General features: G+C 58.3%; 14 protein-coding genes. 5 read left to right on the top strand and 9 right to left on the bottom strand.

The window, feature by feature from the left end:
* Positions 1-2: 2 nt before the first annotated feature.
* Positions 3-332, bottom strand: a complete 330-nt coding sequence (locus KVY02_RS08120) for a hypothetical protein (protein ID WP_193461517.1) — start codon at positions 330-332, stop codon at positions 3-5.
* A gap of 364 nt (positions 333-696) precedes the next feature.
* Here KVY02_RS08120 and KVY02_RS08115 point away from each other — a divergent pair, with 364 nt between their 5' ends.
* The gene (locus KVY02_RS08115; RefSeq protein ID WP_218314943.1) at positions 697-1536 is read left to right on the top strand and encodes a helix-turn-helix transcriptional regulator; all 840 of its coding nucleotides are present in this window, start codon (positions 697-699) and stop codon (positions 1534-1536) included.
* Between the two features lie 122 nt (positions 1537-1658).
* Here KVY02_RS08115 and KVY02_RS08110 read toward each other — a convergent pair whose 3' ends face one another.
* The 8 genes from KVY02_RS08110 to KVY02_RS08075 all read right to left on the bottom strand — a co-directional run bounded on the left by KVY02_RS08110 (position 1659) and on the right by KVY02_RS08075 (position 12628).
* On the bottom strand, positions 1659-2033 hold the full coding sequence (locus tag KVY02_RS08110) for a histone-like nucleoid-structuring protein, MvaT/MvaU family (protein WP_016913756.1): 375 nt from the start codon (positions 2031-2033) through the stop codon (positions 1659-1661).
* Positions 2034-2328: 295 nt separating this feature from the next.
* A complete protein-coding gene (rpsA, locus tag KVY02_RS08105) occupies positions 2329-4008 on the bottom strand; it encodes a 30S ribosomal protein S1 (RefSeq protein ID WP_218314942.1) in 1680 nt (559 codons plus the stop codon).
* Between the two features lie 184 nt (positions 4009-4192).
* Positions 4193-4882, bottom strand: a complete 690-nt coding sequence (gene cmk / locus KVY02_RS08100; protein WP_016913754.1) for a (d)CMP kinase — start codon at positions 4880-4882, stop codon at positions 4193-4195.
* The gene (locus tag KVY02_RS08095) at positions 4872-7160 is read right to left on the bottom strand and encodes a bifunctional prephenate dehydrogenase/3-phosphoshikimate 1-carboxyvinyltransferase (protein WP_256357593.1); all 2289 of its coding nucleotides are present in this window, start codon (positions 7158-7160) and stop codon (positions 4872-4874) included. The genes cmk and KVY02_RS08095 overlap by 11 nt, the downstream gene beginning before the upstream one ends.
* Entirely contained in the window at positions 7157-8248 is a 1092-nt protein-coding gene (gene pheA, locus KVY02_RS08090) for a prephenate dehydratase (RefSeq protein WP_081135443.1), read from the bottom strand. Before pheA ends, KVY02_RS08095 begins: the two co-directional genes overlap by 4 nt.
* A 5-nt stretch (positions 8249-8253) precedes the next feature.
* Entirely contained in the window at positions 8254-9357 is a 1104-nt protein-coding gene (gene serC, locus KVY02_RS08085; RefSeq protein WP_039178105.1) for a 3-phosphoserine/phosphohydroxythreonine transaminase, read from the bottom strand.
* Positions 9341-12040, bottom strand: a complete 2700-nt coding sequence (gyrA, locus tag KVY02_RS08080) for a DNA gyrase subunit A (protein WP_218314941.1) — start codon at positions 12038-12040, stop codon at positions 9341-9343. The genes serC and gyrA overlap by 17 nt, the downstream gene beginning before the upstream one ends.
* A 153-nt stretch (positions 12041-12193) precedes the next feature.
* Positions 12194-12628, bottom strand: a complete 435-nt coding sequence (locus KVY02_RS08075) for an acyl-CoA thioesterase (protein WP_081135436.1) — start codon at positions 12626-12628, stop codon at positions 12194-12196.
* A gap of 184 nt (positions 12629-12812) precedes the next feature.
* On the opposite strand from KVY02_RS08075, the gene KVY02_RS08070 reads away from it, so the two are divergent.
* The 4 genes from KVY02_RS08070 to metG all read left to right on the top strand — a co-directional run bounded on the left by KVY02_RS08070 (position 12813) and on the right by metG (position 17530).
* Positions 12813-13778, top strand: coding sequence for a recombination-associated protein RdgC (locus KVY02_RS08070; RefSeq protein WP_016913748.1), 966 nt, complete (start codon positions 12813-12815; stop codon positions 13776-13778).
* Between the two features lie 35 nt (positions 13779-13813).
* Positions 13814-14995, top strand: a complete 1182-nt coding sequence (locus KVY02_RS08065) for a 1-acyl-sn-glycerol-3-phosphate acyltransferase (protein WP_081135434.1) — start codon at positions 13814-13816, stop codon at positions 14993-14995.
* Between the two features lie 132 nt (positions 14996-15127).
* On the top strand, positions 15128-15409 hold the full coding sequence (locus KVY02_RS08060; protein ID WP_218314940.1) for a hypothetical protein: 282 nt from the start codon (positions 15128-15130) through the stop codon (positions 15407-15409).
* An 84-nt stretch (positions 15410-15493) separates the two neighbouring features.
* Positions 15494-17530, top strand: a complete 2037-nt coding sequence (metG, locus tag KVY02_RS08055; protein ID WP_218314939.1) for a methionine--tRNA ligase — start codon at positions 15494-15496, stop codon at positions 17528-17530.
* Positions 17531-17538 lie beyond the last annotated feature (8 nt).

The following is a 17538-nucleotide window of genomic DNA, read 5'->3' as shown; positions in this document are numbered from 1 at the left end:
CTTCACTCACCGGGTATGTCCTCCAACGCCCACACATTGTACTTGAGCAACGTATCGATCAACTCGCGCAACGCCCCTGCCGATTGGTCGTACTCGGCCATCAGCGCATGCAGGCGCTCGCCGAACAGCTCATCACGCCGCTTCTGTTGGTCCGCCTGATCTTCTGCTTCTAGCTCGGCCAAGGAGCGCACCGGAGGGCCGGTGGGAATATCGAAATCACTGTCAGGGTCTTCCAATTGACGCAGCGCCTGGGCAAAGGCGTCATCCAGCTCACGAAACTTGCGTAGCTTTTCACGCTCATCCAGCTGTTTAGAAACCTTGTGATATTTCATTGATGTTTCATCTACACCCTACTGAAAATGGTCGACATGCCTGAGCAACAGGCCATTTTAATCAAAAACTGTGCACAAACGCGTATTCTTTAAGAGCAAACTTGCCTTTGCTACCGCTTGGAAGCATAAAGACAGCAACGCGATGATCTCACCATCGGTAACAATGACTAACCGAACAGGTGATTTATGCTAATACCTTTTACGTCATCGCTGGCAAGGTCCGGCCACTCTGTCTATTTCCATGCCCCGGCACGCACTACCACCAGAGATGGCCTACCAGGTTACGAGTCACCAAACGCACCGGGAGAGTGCACAGGCAGGTCAGTCGCAAGCTACCTGTTGAACCCGCATAGGAGGCCAGGTAGTGTTCAATGCAATGTCACGAGCTGAAATCTGGCTACAAGATTCGCTTGATCAACCGCTGAGTATCGAAGATCTCGCCAGGCAGTTGGGATATTCAGCCTCACAGGTACGGCGACAGTTCCGCCAGTGCTTTAACATGTCACCCCGAGCATACCGGGAGCAGCGCAGACTGGAGCGTGCCGCTGTACTGCTATCGCTGACCCAGCAAAATATAGCGCATATCGCCGCGCAATGTGGCTATGTAAATCACTCATCCTTTTCACGCGCCTTCCAGCGACGCTACCAGCTGTCGCCCAGGCATTATCGCCAGGCTCTCAACGATAGGCATCACCTGAAGCCGCCGCTAACGTCATTTACCACGACCATAAAGCAAGGCGGCCCCCGCCAAGCCGTCTATATGCGTATCTACAAGGCGGCACACGCCATCAGCGGCTTGGGTAATCGTAAGCGCCATACCAACCATCTTCCATGTCTGGAAGCTCAACTCGGCGGTTCTACCCCCGCCGTGGCCCTCCCTGACCTGCTAGCAGACAAAGTATTGGCACTCGACAGCACGACCAAGCAGTATAAACTACGCACCGATATCGGGCTGCATATCGAAAACCAGGCGAGCACCGACAGCGTGGCTTTACCGGTTGAATATCGGCGTATCGATATTCCCTCACAACACTATGCGGTAACGCTGTTTGATGACTTTAGCGAGCTCTCGGATGCGCTGACGGCAACACTGTGCCAACTGCACTACCACCAGAGCCTTTATCACGTTAGCGGGGGCGCACCCCATGTGCTGTGGCGCAAGGGACGTCTGGAACTCAAAGTACCGTTGCAACGCCTGACATAATCACTGCTCAATACAGGGAGAAGGCTGGGAAACTGTGGAGAGCATTACCTGGCCGGGGTGGCAACACTTCGATACTGCTAAAACAAAACCGGCACTTCTGGGGAGAAATGCCGGTTGTTAACTTAATCTTCCAGGCGCACGAGCCAGGATTCGACGGTGTCATCGCCGTGCTCGTCTTTCCAGCTACGCAGGCCTTTGTGGTTACCACCGCGGGTTTCGATCACTTCACCCGTGTTCGGATTCTTGTAGATCTTCAGGCGACGCTTGCGGCGAGTAGCGGCAGCGGCTGCCTTGGGTGCGCTACGCTGATCGGCAGCAGGATCCAGCAATGCAATGACGTCGGATGGGCGCTTGCCAAACTCGGTCATTAACGCTTCCAGTTTAGCTTTAAATTCAAGCTCACTTTTCAGACGCTGGTCATTTTCCAAACGCTGCAGCTCTTCCTGGAGCTGCTTAAGCTGCTGTTCTTTTTGGATGTAATCATTTAACAGAGACATGGGAGGTCCTTTTATAAAAAAGATAACGGCATTGGCACTGAGCCGGGAAACTCAACACCGACTACTTCAGGATGCGGACACATTATTGCCTTAAATCCACTGATTGACAATAGTCTAGTTGATTTTAGCGCCTTTACTAAACAATTTTATACACTCTAATGCCATTAAAGGCGATGTGACAATTGCGCATACCACTTATAGCAACGTTTGCACCCCCTTAACAACAACCTATTTTAAGCAGACAGAAACAAAAACGCCGCCCCAAAGGGCGGCGTTTTCCGAGACAAGACTGGTATTAGTCCTGGCCCATTTGCTGCTTGATCAGATCACCAATCGTGGTCGGACCACCGGCAGTTTCCGGCTCTTGCTCACGCAGTTTCTTCAGGTTCTGACGCGTGTCGTCCTGCTCTTTGGCCTTGACGGACAGAGCAATCTGACGGCTCTTGCGGTCAACGCTGACGATACGCGCTTCGACGCTGTCGCCTTCGCTCAGTACGTTACGTGCGTCTTCAACACGGTCAGCACTGATTTCAGAAGCCTTCAGAACCGCGATGACGTCAGTGGCCAGCTCGATGTGAGCTTCCTTGGCGTCAACTTCTACGACGCGACCCGTCACGATGCTGCCCTTGTCGTTGACAGACAGGTATTCGGCAACCGGATCGGAATCCATCTGCTTGATGCCCAGAGAGATGCGCTCGCGCTCAGGGTCGATAGACAGGATAACGGCTTCTGCCTCGTCGCCTTTCTTGAAGTTGCGAACCGCTTCTTCACCGGTTTCCGTCCAGGAGATGTCGGACAGGTGAACCAGACCGTCGATACCGCCTTCCAGGCCGATGAAGATACCGAAGTCTGTGATGGACTTGATGGTACCAGAAACGCGGTCGCCCTTGTTGTACTCGGCGTTGAAGGTTTCCCACGGGTTAGCAGTGCACTGCTTGATACCCAGGGAGATACGACGACGCTCTTCGTCGATATCGAGCACCATGACGTCAACATCGTCGCCCACTTGAACGACTTTAGACGGATGGATGTTCTTGTTGGTCCAGTCCATTTCAGACACGTGAACCAGACCTTCGACACCCTCTTCCAGCTCGGCGAAGCAGCCGTAATCGGTCAGGTTAGTGACCACTGCCTTCACTTTCATGCCTTCCGGGTAACGGTCTTTGATGTTGACCCACGGATCTTCACCCAGCTGCTTCAGACCCAGAGAAACGCGGTTGCGCTCACGGTCGAATTTCAGCACTTTGACGTTGATCTCGTCGCCAACGGCAACGATTTCAGACGGATGCTTGATACGCTTCCACGCCATGTCGGTGATGTGCAGCAGGCCATCGACACCGCCCAGATCTACGAAAGCACCGTAGTCGGTCAGGTTCTTGACGATACCCTTGATTTGCTGACCTTCTTGCAGCGTGGCCAGCAGTGCTTCACGCTCGGCGCTGTTTTCGGCTTCAAGCACGGCGCGACGCGAAACAACGACGTTGTTACGCTTCGGATCCAGCTTGATGACTTTGAAGTCCAGCTCTTTGTTTTCCAGGTGCGCAGTGTCGCGAACCGGACGAACGTCAACCAGAGAGCCCGGCAGGAAGGCACGGATGGAGTCGACGTCGACAGTGAAGCCGCCTTTGACTTTACCGTTGATCACGCCTTTGATGATTTCGTCTTTCTCGAAGGCCGCTTCCAGAATCTTCCAAGCTTCTGCGCGCTTGGCTTTTTCACGGGACAGGCGAGTTTCGCCGAAGCCATCTTCCACGGCTTCCAGCGCAACGTGCACATCGTCACCGATCGCGATGGTCAGCTCACCATTTTCGTCACGGAATTGTGCCGCAGGGATCTGACCTTCGGATTTCAGACCAGCGTTGACGGTAACCCAGTCACCGTCGATGTCGACAACTTGAGCCGCAACAATGGCGCCCGGCTCCATGTTGATGTCGTTAAGGGACTGTTCAAACAGTTCAGCAAAGCTTTCGCTCATGGTTTTCCTACGTGATCAACGTTGTTGAGGCATAACTGCCTTCTCCGTACCACCAGCGAGTACGGGCCTAATGTCATTCAGCTTCTGGAGGTGTTAGCGCTGGTTGGACCTGACCGGGCTCACTAAGATATTACTGTCGCCCTGCCACGTCGTGACACCTTTCCAAAAACGCCGCAAGGGAGAATCAAGCGCCGTTAAACATGCCCCGTTGGGCAAGCAGCTCGGTTAGCCGATCAACCACTTCCGGTATACTCAGGCGCGTGGTGTCAAGCGTGATGGCATCATCTGCCGGCTTGAGCGGAGCCACACTGCGCTGCGTGTCGCGTGCATCGCGTGCCTGAATCTCCTTCAAAAGACTCGACAGACTAGCATCCACCCCTGCTTCCTGCAACTGCAGATGCCGTCTATGCGCCCTTTCCTCGGCACTGGCGGTCAAAAAAATCTTCAGCGGCGCCTCTGGAAACACCACTGTGCCCATATCGCGTCCATCCGCCACCAGCCCGGGAGACTGACAAAAATCACGCTGTCGCTGCAGCAGCGCAGCGCGTACCTTTGGCAATGCGGCCACCTGGGAAGCACGTTCGCCCGCTTGCTCGGTACGAATGAGCCGACTGACGTCTTCGCCTTCCAGCAGCGTGCGTGGCTGACCCTCTTCCACCGGGAAAGCCACGTCCAGGGTTGCTGCGATATCGGCCAGCGCCGCTTCGTCATCCAACGCCACGTGATGCTTGACGGCCGCCTGGGCCGTCAACCGATAGAGCGCACCGCTATCCAGCAAATGCCAGCCCAGCCGTTCAGCCACCAGGCTGCTGATCGTGCCTTTACCGGCACCGCCGGGGCCATCGATGGTCAGCACAGGAGCGTTAGCGGTCATGGACGTCCTCCACATCGACACGCATACCGATACGCTGAGCCAGCGTCACGAAGCCAGGGAAGGACGTTGCCACGTTGGCGCAATCGTCGATGATGATCTCAGCACCCGCGCGCAGGGAGGCAATCGCAAACGCCATGGCAATGCGGTGATCGCCGAGGCTATCGATGCGGCCACCGCCGTAACTCGGCATGCTCTCGTCACCGTTACCGATGATGTCGATGCCGTCTTCCACGACCGTATGCTCGACACCCAGAATCGCCAAACCATCTGCCATGGCCTGAATACGGTCCGACTCTTTGACGCGCAGCTCTTCAGCTCCGCGCAGCCGCGTGGTGCCTTGTGCATTGGCCGCCGCAATGAACAGCGCCGGGAATTCATCAATGGCGAGCGGCACTTGATCGACAGGAATATCGATACCCTTCAGCGGCGCATAGCGAATACGGATATCCGCCACGGGCTCACCGCCTACCTCGCGCTGGTTTTCAAGCGTCAGGTCAGCGCCCATCAGGGTCAGAATATTGATGACACCGATACGCGTCGGGTTGATGCCCACGTGCTCCAGCGTGATGTCGGAACCAGGGGTAATGGCCGCGGCGACCAGGAAGAAGGTAGCCGAAGAGATATCGGAGGGCACGTCAATCGGCCCCGCCGTCAGTTGACCGCCTCCCTGCAGCCAGCAGGTGTCGCCCTCGCGAGAAACGGCGTAGCCAAACCCGTTGAGCATCCGCTCGGTATGATCGCGAGTCGGCGCTGGCTCGCGCACGCGGGTCTCTCCCTCGGCGTAGAGCCCTGCCAGCAGCAGGCACGACTTCACCTGAGCACTGGCCATGGGCATATCATAATGAATGCCTTTCAGCGCAGCGCCGCCATGAATTTTCAATGGCGGACGACCACCCTCTGCCGTATCGATGGTCGCTCCCATCAGTCGCAGCGGGTCTGCCACACGCCCCATGGGGCGCTTGGTGAGTGACTCATCACCGGTCAATTCGCTATCGAACGCCTGACCCGCCAGCAGCCCGGCAAACAGGCGCATGGCGGTGCCAGAGTTACCTACATACAGCGGGCCTGCCGGCGCCTTGAGGCCGTGCATGCCAACCCCATGAATGGTCACACGCCCCTGGTGCGGGCCTTCGATGGCCACCCCCATTTCACGAAAGGCCTGCAAGGTGGCCAGACTATCTTCGCCCTCCAGGAAGCCTTTGACCTCGGTCACCCCTTCGGCCAACGCGCCAAGCATGATCGAGCGGTGAGACATGGATTTATCGCCCGGCACCCGCAAACGCCCCTGCGCCTGGCCGCCTGGCTGCACGCGATAAGTCACTTGACCGTGTGGTTGCATATGATATTCCGCCTGATAACTGGTTTTATTCAATAACGTATCAAAATAGTGGCGAGCATGACTGGCTCGGTCGAAGGTGGCAATCATCGCATCGCTGTCGGCACTTTCCACCGCCTGACGCAGCCGCTTGAGCCCCGCTTCGAAATCATCCAGAGAAGAGAGCACGGCGTCACGATTGGCCACGAAAATGTCGCGCCACATGACCGGGTCACTGCCTGCAATACGGGTAAAATCACGAAACCCACCCGCGGCATAGCGGAAGATATCCAGCCGCTCGTCCTGCCGCGCCAGCGTGTCCACCAGTGAAAATGCCAACAAGTGGGGTAAGTGACTGGTGCGCGCCAGCACCTGATCATGGCGCTCGACGCTCATTTGCAGCACGTCGGCGCCGCAGGCTCTCCACAGGGTTTCTACCCGCGCCAGCGCTACCGGGTCGACATCCGGCTCCGGCGTCAGAATCACCTTGTGATTGACGTACAGTGATGGATTGGCGGCTGCCACACCGCTTTTCTCGGAGCCCGCAATAGGATGACCCAGCACGATATTGGGCATGACACGGCCGAATACGCGCTCGGCGCAATCACGTATGGTGGCCTTGGTACTGCCTACGTCGGTGATCACGACATCGGGAGCCGCCTGATCGAGAGAACGCGACAGCGTGCTCATCACGCTTTCCATAGCCAGCACCGGCACCGCCAGCACGACCATGGAAACGCCTTTCAAGCAGTTGGCAAGCTCGACACCGCCGGCATCCACCAGCCCCAGCTCGATGCCCAATGCCACTTCCTGCTCATTGGGGTCGCAGGCGATGATCTGGCCAGCGTAGCCCGAGGCACGCAATGCGGCGGCCAACGAGCCGCCGATCAGGCCAAGGCCGACAATCAGAATGCGCGGTTCGACACACGCCACCCGAGGTGCAAGAGAAGGTGAAACCGTCACAGCACACCCTGAGGGTAGGAACCCAGCACCCGCAGTTCAGAGGCGCGCAGGCGAACTTCTTCCAGCACCGCAGCCACCTGGGGCTCGTCACGGTGGCCCTTGAAGTCGATGAAGAAGACGTAGTTCCACACACCGGTGCGCGAGGGCCGCGTTTCGATACGCGTCAGATCGATCTTGTGGCGGTGGAAGGGCTCCAGCAAATCGTGCAGCGCACCGGGCTGGTTACGCATTGCCACGACGATGGAGGTCTTGTCTTCGCCCGACATGGGCACGTCCTGATTGCCAATGATCAGGAAGCGCGTGGAGTTGTCCGGCCGATCTTCGATTTTGTCGGCAATGCGCTCCAGGCCATACAGCTTGGCGGCCATGTCGCCGGCAATCGCGGCGCTGTGCCACTCGGTTTTCACCAGCTTGGCGGCTTCGGCGTTGGAAGAGACCGGCACCCGCTCGGCATGAGGGTAGTGAGCATCCAGCCACTTGCGGCACTGACCGAACGACTGAGGGTGCGAATAGATGCGTGACACCTTCTCTTTACGCGTGGTTTCACTGATCAAGAGATGGTGGTGAATGCGCAGCACCACTTCACCACAAATCCTGATAGAGGAGTCCATGAACGTGTCGAGGGTGTGATTGACCACCCCTTCGGTGGAGTTCTCGACGGGAACGACGCCATAGTTGACGGCCCCCGCCTCCACTTCCCGGAACACTTCATCGATGGCTGCCATCGGCAGGCTGACGGCGCTTTCACCGAAATGCTTCAACGCGGCCTGCTGGGTGAAGGTGCCTTCAGGCCCGAGATAAGCCACCTTGACCGGCTGCTCCAGCGCCAGGCAGGCAGACATGATTTCGCGAAACAGCCGCGCCATTTCTTCGGAGTCCAAAGGCCCCTTGTTCAACGCCATGATACGGCGCAGCACCTGGGCTTCGCGCTCCGGACGGTAGAACACCGCATCCTTGTCCTGAGCCAGCTTGACGTGAGCCACCTGCTGGGCACAGTTGGCCCGCTCACTGATCAAACGCAGAATATCGCCATCCAGCTGGTCGATACGTTGACGCAAGTCGTCGAGATTGATCGGCGTATCGGACATGGGGGTTAGCCTCTTCGTTGTTCGAAATCTGCCATGAAGGCAATTAACGCATCCACCGCATCTTCCGGCACCGCGTTATACAAGCTGGCACGCATGCCACCGACGCTGCGGTGACCCTTGAGATTCAGCAGCCCGGCCTCGTCGGCCTCCTTGAGGAAGGCACCGTCCAGCCGGTCATCCGCCAGCACGAACGGCACGTTCATGCGCGACCGATTGGCTGTGGCGATAGGATTGCTGTAGAAGTCACTGCCATCGATGGCCGCGTAAAGTTTTTGCGCCTTGCGCTGGTTCATGCGGTCCATGGCGTCCAGCCCGCCAATGTCGTTTTTCAACCACTGAAACACCAGACCCGAGAGGTACCAGGCGTAGGTAGGCGGGGTATTCACCATCGAGCCTGCGTCAGCCAGCATCTGGTAGTCGAACAGCGAAGGGACGCTTGCAGGCGCCTTGCCCAGCAGATCATCGCGGACGATCACGATGGTCAATCCCGCTGGACCGATGTTCTTCTGCGCCCCGGCATAAATCACCCCGAAGTCGCTGACATCGATAGGCCCCGACAGGATATTGGAGGACATGTCGCAGACCAGGGGCACGTCGCTGCCATCGGCACGGGTGACGTCTGGCACGTAGTCGAACTCCAGCCCGCCAATGGTTTCATTGGAGGTGTAATGCAGGTAGGCCGCGTCGCTGCTGAGCGACAGGGAAGCTTCGTCAGGCACCGCCAGATGTCCATTGGACTCGCTGCTGCCCGCCACATGGCAGGCAAAACCGAGCCGCTTGGCTTCGCTCAGCGCCTTCTTGCCCCAAATGCCCGTCTGGATGAAGTTGGCACTACCACCCCCACCCAGCAGGTTCATGGGGAGCATGGCAAACTGCATGCTGGCACCGCCCTGAAGAAACAGCACCTTGTACTGATCAGGGATGCCCAGCAGAGACCGCAGATCGGCTTCTGCCTGCTCGGCAATGGCAATGAACTCATCGCTGCGATGACTCATTTCCATCACCGACAAACCGCGCCCCTGATAGTCGAGCAGCTCACTGCGAGCGCGCTCCAGTACGGCAACAGGCAGGGCCGCAGGCCCTGCGCAAAAATTATAATGACGTGTCATCGGTTCCCGGTTCCTGTGCGCCATTGTCTTGTTCGTCTGGCTCGACCGCCTCGGGCGCTCCCGTATCTTCGGGCTCATCGACACGCACGGTTTTCACCAGCTGCTCTTCTTTGCCCAGGCGAATCAGCATCACGCCTTGGGTATTACGCGACGTGATCGACACTTCTTCCACCCGCGTACGCACCAGGGTGCCACGGTCGGTGATCAGCATCATTTCATCGCTGTCATACACTTGCATGGCCGCCACCAGGGCGCCGTTGCGCTCACTGGTCTGCATGGCAATCACGCCCTGCCCACCGCGACCACGCAGCGGGAACTCTTCGAGGCGCGTGCGCTTGCCATAGCCCTTCACACTGGCGGTGAGGATGTAGATCTGACCATCGCTCTGCGCCAGCTCGGCGGCATCTGCCGGGGCTTCCTGCTCGGCATCGGCATCCGCCTCGGCATCGATTTGCTGGCTCTTGGGAATGATCAGGCTGATCACTTCCGCGTCGCCCAGCAGGCGCATGCCGCGCACACCGCGAGCGGTACGGCCCATGGCGCGCACGTTGCCTTCCTCGAAACGGATCGCCTTGCCGTTGGAGGAGAGCAGCATGACGTGGTCGCTGCCCGAGGTAATCGCAGCCCCCACCAGGCGGTCGCCCTCTTCCAGATCAATAGCAATCAAGCCCACGCTGCGCGGGCGAGAGAACTGCTCGAGACTGGTGCGCTTGACGGTACCGTTGGCGGTGGCGAAGAAAATATAGTGCTCGGGGTCGTAGTCACGCACAGGCAGGATGGCGTTGACCGATTCGCCCTCTTCCAGCGGCAGCATGTTCACCAACGGCTTGCCGCGTGAACCACGGCTGGCGTTGGGCATCTCGTACACCTTCAGCCAATACACCTTGCCCCGGTTGGAGAACAGCAGCACCGTGTCATGGGTCGAGGCAACCAGCAGGTGTTCGATGACGTCCTCGTCCTTCATGGCCGTAGCGGACTTGCCGCGACCACCCCGACGCTGGGCCTGATAGTCCGAAAGCGGCTGCGTCTTGGCGTAGCCCGAACGCGACACCGTGACCACCATGTCCTCTTCGGCAATCAGGTCTTCGATGGACAGGTCCAGGTGGCTGGCCTGAATTTCCGTACGACGGTCGTCACCGAACTGGTCGCGCACCGCATGCAGCTCTTCCCGAATCACCTCCATGAGGCGGTCGGCAGAGGCAAGAATTTCTGTGAACTCGGCAATCTTTTCGAGAATCGACAGGTACTCATCCAGCAGCTTTTCGGTTTCAAGACCGGTCAAGCGGTGCAGACGCAGTTCCAGAATCGCCTGAGCCTGAGCAGGCGAAAGGCGATACTCGGTGGCCGAGGGGTTCAGCCCAAAGCCTTCGTCCAGGTCTTCGGGCTTGCAGGAAGTGGCTCCTGCACGCTCCAGCATGGCCGTCACCTGGCCCGGCTGCCATACCTTGGCCAGCAGCTTCTCACGGGCTTCGGCGGCATTGGGCGATGCCTTGATCAGCTCGATGACTTCATCGATGTTCGAGATAGCGACGGCCAGGCCTTCCAGCAGATGGCCGCGCTCACGCGCTTTCTTGAGCTCGAACAGGGTGCGCCGCGTGACGACTTCCCGACGGTGGCGGATGAACGCCTCGAGCATCTCTTTCAGATTGAGCGTGCGCGGTTGGCCATTTTCCAGCGCCACCATGTTGATACCGAAGACGTTCTGAAGCTGGGTCTGGGCAAACAGGTTATTGACCACGACCTCGCCAGACTCACCGCGCTTGACTTCGATCACCACACGCAAGCCATCCTTGTCGGACTCGTCGCGCAGTTCGGCAATGCCCTCGATCTTTTTCTCTTTGACCAGCTCGGCGATCTTCTCGATCAACCGCGCCTTGTTCACCTGATACGGCAGTTCGGTGACGATGATGTGATCACGCCCGGTCTTGTCATCGTGTTCGATGGTGTGACAAGCGCGCACGTAGATGCGTCCACGCCCGGTGCGGTAGGCATCCAGGATACCGGCACGACCATTGATGATGCCGCCGGTGGGGAAATCAGGCCCGGGGATGTACTGCATGAGGTCATCGACGGTCAGGGTGTAGTCGTCGATCAGCGCCAGGCAGCCATCGATCACTTCCCGCATGTTATGGGGAGGAATATTGGTGGCCATGCCCACGGCAATGCCCGAGGAACCGTTGATCAGCAGGTTCGGCACTTTGGTGGGCAGCACCTCGGGGATACGTTCGGTGCCGTCGTAGTTATCGACCCAATCGACGGTATCTTTTTCGAGATCCGCCAGCAGCTCGTGGGCCAGGCGCGCCATGCGCACCTCGGTGTAACGCATGGCAGCCGCGTTATCGCCGTCGATGGAACCAAAGTTACCCTGACCATCGACCAGCACGTGACGCATGGAGAAGTGCTGTGCCATGCGAACGATGGTGTCATACACCGCACTGTCACCGTGGGGGTGGTACTTACCGATGACATCGCCGACGACACGCGCCGACTTCTTGTACGGTTTGTTCCAGTCATTCCCCAGCTCATGCATGGCAAACAGCACACGGCGATGAACCGGCTTGAGGCCGTCGCGCACATCGGGGAGCGCACGACCAATAATGACACTCATCGCATAGTCGAGGTACGACTGCTTGAGCTCGTCTTCAATATTGACGGGCAAGATTTCTCTGGCGATGTCACCCATGAAAGTCAGATCCTTTGCACTGCATTGGCACTGCGAGAGTTGAAAGCGCTTGAAAATGCCGCCTTTAGCTAACCAGCAAGGCGGCGCGCAGAGTCGCTCACATCATACCACTGCATACGCATCAAGGGCAGTCGGTGACACCTCCATTGCTATTTAAGCCAAAAAGGCCTCTTTGCCGACCTGTAGCCCCATGAGCGCTTCACGCACGTCGCCCTCGATGGTCGCCGCGCGATTTTGCTGCATGTCCAGCAGCACGAAGGTCAGATCCGCCTGGGCGACCACGCTGCCATCCTGACGCACGATGCGGTGATGGCAAAGCGCACTGCGCTCACTCACGTCGATGATGCCGGTCTGCACCGTGAGATCGTCCCCTTGCAAGGCTGCCGCACGGTAATCGATATTCAGATTCACCACGACGAACGCCCGCTTCGCCTGATGCAGCTGCTTCATCAATTGCGGGTGCTCATCGAAAAATGCCCAACGCCCCTCCTCCATGAACTCCAGGTAGCGCGCATTGTTGACGTGGCCATAGCCGTCCAGGTGGTAGCCCCGCACGCGCATGGTAACGCTGGAAATCGCTTCAGACATGACAACCTCTTTTATTGATGACAGTGATCAGCAGGCGCAGGCACCTGCCAGCGACAGGCAACATGCCCCACACAAATCAAACACAAGTTTAAAACTAGTGCAACAGCATGACGGCACACCAGAGTGCTGGCAGGAAAGGCCTGCTTTCGACATAATGTGCCACCTTTTAAACAGGATTGGTGACATGTGGTTCAAGCACCTGCATCTATATCGCCTGCACGGCGCGCCCGAGCTCGACAGCCACACCCTGGCCAACGCGCTGGATGAACACGCCGCCAAGCCATTGGGCAATGCGGATGCTCGCCGACTAGGCTGGACCGCGCCCGCAGGCCGCCTGGGCGGCGGACAGCGCCTGCACGAGATCCAGGGACATCGGCTGCTGTCGGCACTGCGCCAGGAACGTCTGCTGCCTGCCTCGGTGGTCAAGGAAGAGGTCGATGAGAAAGTCGCCGACATCGAAGCCAGCGAAGGACGCAAGGTGACGCGCAAGGAAAAGACTGCTCTCAAGGAGCAGGTCACCGAAGAGCTGATGCCTCGCGCCTTCGTGCGCAGCCAGAAAATCGACCTCTGGTGGGACACCCAGCATCAGCTGATTGGCATCAATGCCAGCTCGCGCACCCGCGCCGAAGACGTGCTGGACCTGCTGCGGGAAACCCTGGGCAGCCTCAAGGCAACGCCGCTCAGCAGCCAGACGTTGCCGATACGCGCCATGACGACCTGGCTGGGTGACCCCGCCAGCCGCCCCGCCGACCTGCAGCTGGGCGACCAGGTAGAGCTGAAGGCGAAAGGCGATGACGGCGTACTGCGCGCCCGCCAGGTGGACCTGGATAGCGACGAAATACAGCAGCTGCTCGAAAGCGGCCGTCAGGCCAGCAAGCTGGCCATGCAGATAGAGGGCCGCTTGAGCTTCGTGCTGCATGACGACCTTGCTCTGAAATCTCTACGCTTTGGCGATGCGCTGATCGAAGAGGCCGACCACGCCGATGATGGCGACGATGCCCTGGCACGCCTGGAAACCGATTTCATTTTGATGGCCCAATCGCTGTCCGAGGACATTCGCCGCCTCATGGCGTGGCTGGGCGGTGAAACCGAGCGGGAACCGAGTGCGCTCTCCGGCACCCAAGATGGGCACGCCCAACCTTCTCGGTGAATCGATCACTTACTTGCTGACACGTTACGGATCGCATGACTCAACACAATAACGCTCCTTACGCAGACACCACGAGTGACCCTTGGGCCGATATTCGCCCCTATACGGATCATGAGGTTCCTGAAGTTATTGCTCGACTTTCTCACGACACAGAGCTGCTGGATGCGCTGACCCGATTTCGCCTGCCACGCATGGCCAAGTGGGCACCGCCACTGGCCAGGGCGCTGGCTGGTCACGCGGTGCGTCGTGAGGTCAAGGGCGTGACCAGCGTGCATGAATTTCAGATGCGCATTGCCCGTTACATGGAGCGAATGATTCGCACCACCACGACGGCTTTTGACGTCTCAGGCCTGGACAAGCTCGACGAGCACAGTGCTTATCTCTTCATCGGCAATCACCGCGACATTTCGCTGGACCCGGCGTTCGTTAACTATGCGCTCTACCAGGCGGGTCGTGATACCGTGCGTATCGCGATTGGCGACAACCTGCTGAAGAAGCCTTACGTCACGGACCTGATGCGCCTGAACAAGAGTTTCATCGTGCCGCGCAGCGCCAGGGGCAAACGTGCCATGCTGGCTGCCTACCAGCAGCTGTCAGGCTACATTCGTCACTCGATCACCGACGACAACCACTCCATCTGGATGGCCCAGCGGGAAGGTCGCGCCAAGAACGGCATCGACCGCACCGACCCCGCCATCATCAAGATGCTGATCATGGCCAAACGCCTTGCCGAGCGCGACATCGTCTTTGGTGAAGCAGTAGCGGAACTCAAGCTGGTGCCCGTTTCCATCAGCTATGAATACGACCCTTGTGACGTGCAAAAAGCCCAGGAGCTGCACGACATCGCAACCCACGGCCGCTATGCCAAAAGCGAATTCGAAGACATTCGCTCCATCGTCTCCGGCATCACCGGCTCCAAAGGCCGCGTTCAGCTGCGCTTTGGCAGCCCGGTAGGCTCGGACATGGAGACCCCTGATGAAGTCGCCGCCGAGATCGACCGCCAGGTCATCGGAGGCTATCGGCTTTTCCCGAGCCACTACCTGGCCCTGGAAGCGCTGGGCGAAGCACCCGAGCTGGTGGCACGTAAGTCGATCACCCGCCAGGACCGCGAACGCTTCAAGGCGCGGCTTGCCGAGGTCCCGGAAGCACTGCGACCCTATTGGCTGGAGCAGTATGCCAACCCCGTCAAGCATAAGGCTGGCAGGCTGAGCCTGTAATCCGGTTGCTCATCGGTCGTGTTGGGCAGGTCATGTGACTTTGCATGCTCAACATGCAAAAAAGTGCTATGGTCAAGGCATTCATTGGTCTCGCTAGGGTACCTGCTCTGGCGTGGTCTTAAGGAGACTCCCATGTCCGCATCAGAAATCCAAAAAACTCGTATTATCAACGAACTGCGTGGATTCATTCGCAAGCTTCTTCAGGATCCCAAAATCCTCGAACAGTCGCTGACCATCGCCCGTCAGCAGCTGTCGGAAGGAAGCAGCCCCGCCATCATGGCGCGCATTGCCAATGAAATTTCCGACACCACCAGCGTGCACATCCCTGAAGACCCGGCCGAGCACTCCGATGCCGACAAGCTGTTTCTGGAACTGCTGCGCGAAGTGGTTCTGGAAGAGCAGGCACTGTACTAGTTGTCGCTGACTGCATGCCAGGTGGCGACACACGTTTATCTCACTCCATTTATTTGTTTTGCCAAGACGGAATCAACCTTCACCATGTCCAACACTGCTCCACGCAACATTCTGGTGACCAGCGCACTGCCCTATGCCAACGGTGCCATCCACCTGGGTCATCTGCTTGAGTACATCCAGACCGACATCTGGGTACGTTTTCAGAAAAGCCGTGGCCAGCAGTGCTACTACGTATGCGCCGACGACGCCCATGGTACGGCCATCATGTTGCGAGCCGAGCAGGAAGGCATCTCCCCGGAAGCGCTGATCGAAAGAGTCTCTCAGGACCATCAGCAAGACTTTGCTCGCTTTGGCGTGGGCTTTGACAACTACCACTCCACCCACTCCGAAGAGAACCGTCACTACAGCGAGCTGATCTACAAACGCCTGCGCGACAAGGGCCATATTGCGACCCGCGACATCGAGCAGATGTACGACCCCCAGAAAGGCCTGTTCCTGGCGGATCGGTTCATCAAGGGCACCTGCCCCAAATGCCATGCTGACGATCAGTACGGGGATAACTGCGAGAAGTGCGGCGCTACTTATACCCCCGCTGATTTGATCAATCCGGTGTCCGCCATTTCCGGCGCCACGCCCGAGGTACGTAGCTCGACCCACTACTTCTTCAAGCTGCCGGACTTCGCCGAGTTCTTGCAACAGTGGATCAACGACGGTCACGTTCAGCCCCAGATCCGCAACAAGCTGATGGAGTGGTTCGAATCCGGCTTCAATGAGTGGGACATTTCTCGGGACGCGCCCTATTTCGGCTTTGAGATCCCGGATGCGCCCGGCAAATATTTCTACGTCTGGCTGGATGCCCCCATCGGCTACCTGGCCAGCTTCAAGAACCTGTGTGACCGCCAAGGCATCGACTTCGACAGCTTCTGGCAGCCGAACACCAACGCGGAGGTCTACCATTTCATCGGCAAGGATATCGTCTACTTCCACGCCCTGTTCTGGCCGGCCATGCTCCATGGGGCAGAGTTCCGTACGCCCACGGCGGTCAACTGTCACGGCTTCCTGACCGTGGATGGTGCCAAGATGTCCAAGTCCCGTGGCACCTTCATCAAGGCCGCCACCTATGCCGAGCACCTCAACCCCGAGTATCTGCGCTACTACTTTGCCGCCAAGCTGACCTCCAAGGTCGACGACCTCGACCTGAACCTCGACGACTTTGCCGCGCGCGTGAACTCGGATCTGGTCGGCAAGGTCGTGAACATCGCCAGCCGCTGTGCAGGCTTCGTCAAAAAGCTCGGCGGCGGAACGCTCTCCGAACATTGCGCTGAACCGGCCATGGTTGCCCGCTTCATCTCGGCCGGTGAGGATATCGCTGCCGATTTCGAAGCGCGGGAATTCAGCCGCGCCATGCGCAAGATCATGGAGCTGGCCGATGAAGCCAATACCTACATCGCTGACAAAGCGCCCTGGGCACTGGCCAAGCAGGACGGACGCGAACAAGAAGTGCTGGAAATCTGCTCGGTGGGCATCAACCTGTTCCGCCAGCTGATGGTCTATCTGGCGCCGGTGGTGCCGAGCATGGCAGAGCAAGCGCGTGAGTTTATAAATGTTGACACTTTGAATTGGGAGAGTCGTGGTAACGTTCTGGTGAACCACGCTATCAACAAATTCAAACCGCTGATGACTCGGGTAGAGCGAGACAGAATCGACGCCATGATCGACGCTTCCAAGGAGGATCTGGTGGAAGAGCAGAAACTCAAGAATACGCCCAAAGGCCCGCTGGCCGAGGATCCCATCGCCGCCGAGATCAGCTTCGACGATTTCGCCAAAGTCGACCTGCGGATTGCGCGTATCGCCAAGGCACAGTACGTGGAAGGCGCAGACAAGCTGCTGCAGCTGACCCTCGACCTGGGCGGCGAGACCCGCAACGTCTTTTCCGGCATTCGCTCGGCCTACTCTCCAGAAGCGCTGGAAGGACGACTGACCGTCATGGTCGCCAACCTGGCCCCGAGAAAAATGCGCTTCGGCCTGTCAGAGGGTATGGTGCTGGCGTCCGCCAATAACGACGGTATCTATCTGCTCTCCCCGGACTCCGGCGCTGAGCCCGGTCAGCGGGTAACCTGACCAGCGCG

The organism is Halomonas sp. 18071143 (genome assembly GCF_019211725.1).
Classification (GTDB): Bacteria; Pseudomonadota; Gammaproteobacteria; order Pseudomonadales; family Halomonadaceae; genus Vreelandella; species Vreelandella stevensii.
The sequence above is the reverse complement of the archived record's forward strand: the minus strand, read 5'-3'. Positions and strand labels throughout refer to the sequence as shown.

What these genes read in the sequence shown, in the direction of transcription:
- KVY02_RS08075 (WP_081135436.1), bottom strand. Translation starts at nt 12,628, where the DNA reads ATGTCTGAAGCGATTTCCAGCGTTACCATGCGCGTGCGGGGCTACCAC.
- KVY02_RS08120 (WP_193461517.1), bottom strand. Translation starts at nt 332, where the DNA reads ATGAAATATCACAAGGTTTCTAAACAGCTGGATGAGCGTGAAAAGCTA.
- gyrA (WP_218314941.1), bottom strand. Translation starts at nt 12,040, where the DNA reads ATGGGTGACATCGCCAGAGAAATCTTGCCCGTCAATATTGAAGACGAG.
- rpsA (WP_218314942.1), bottom strand. Translation starts at nt 4,008, where the DNA reads ATGAGCGAAAGCTTTGCTGAACTGTTTGAACAGTCCCTTAACGACATC.
- KVY02_RS08065 (WP_081135434.1), top strand. Translation starts at nt 13,814, where the DNA reads ATGACTCAACACAATAACGCTCCTTACGCAGACACCACGAGTGACCCT.
- serC (WP_039178105.1), bottom strand. Translation starts at nt 9,357, where the DNA reads ATGACACGTCATTATAATTTTTGCGCAGGGCCTGCGGCCCTGCCTGTT.
- KVY02_RS08070 (WP_016913748.1), top strand. Translation starts at nt 12,813, where the DNA reads ATGTGGTTCAAGCACCTGCATCTATATCGCCTGCACGGCGCGCCCGAG.
- pheA (WP_081135443.1), bottom strand. Translation starts at nt 8,248, where the DNA reads ATGTCCGATACGCCGATCAATCTCGACGACTTGCGTCAACGTATCGAC.
- cmk (WP_016913754.1), bottom strand. Translation starts at nt 4,882, where the DNA reads ATGACCGCTAACGCTCCTGTGCTGACCATCGATGGCCCCGGCGGTGCC.
- metG (WP_218314939.1), top strand. Translation starts at nt 15,494, where the DNA reads ATGTCCAACACTGCTCCACGCAACATTCTGGTGACCAGCGCACTGCCC.
- KVY02_RS08110 (WP_016913756.1), bottom strand. Translation starts at nt 2,033, where the DNA reads ATGTCTCTGTTAAATGATTACATCCAAAAAGAACAGCAGCTTAAGCAG.
- KVY02_RS08060 (WP_218314940.1), top strand. Translation starts at nt 15,128, where the DNA reads ATGTCCGCATCAGAAATCCAAAAAACTCGTATTATCAACGAACTGCGT.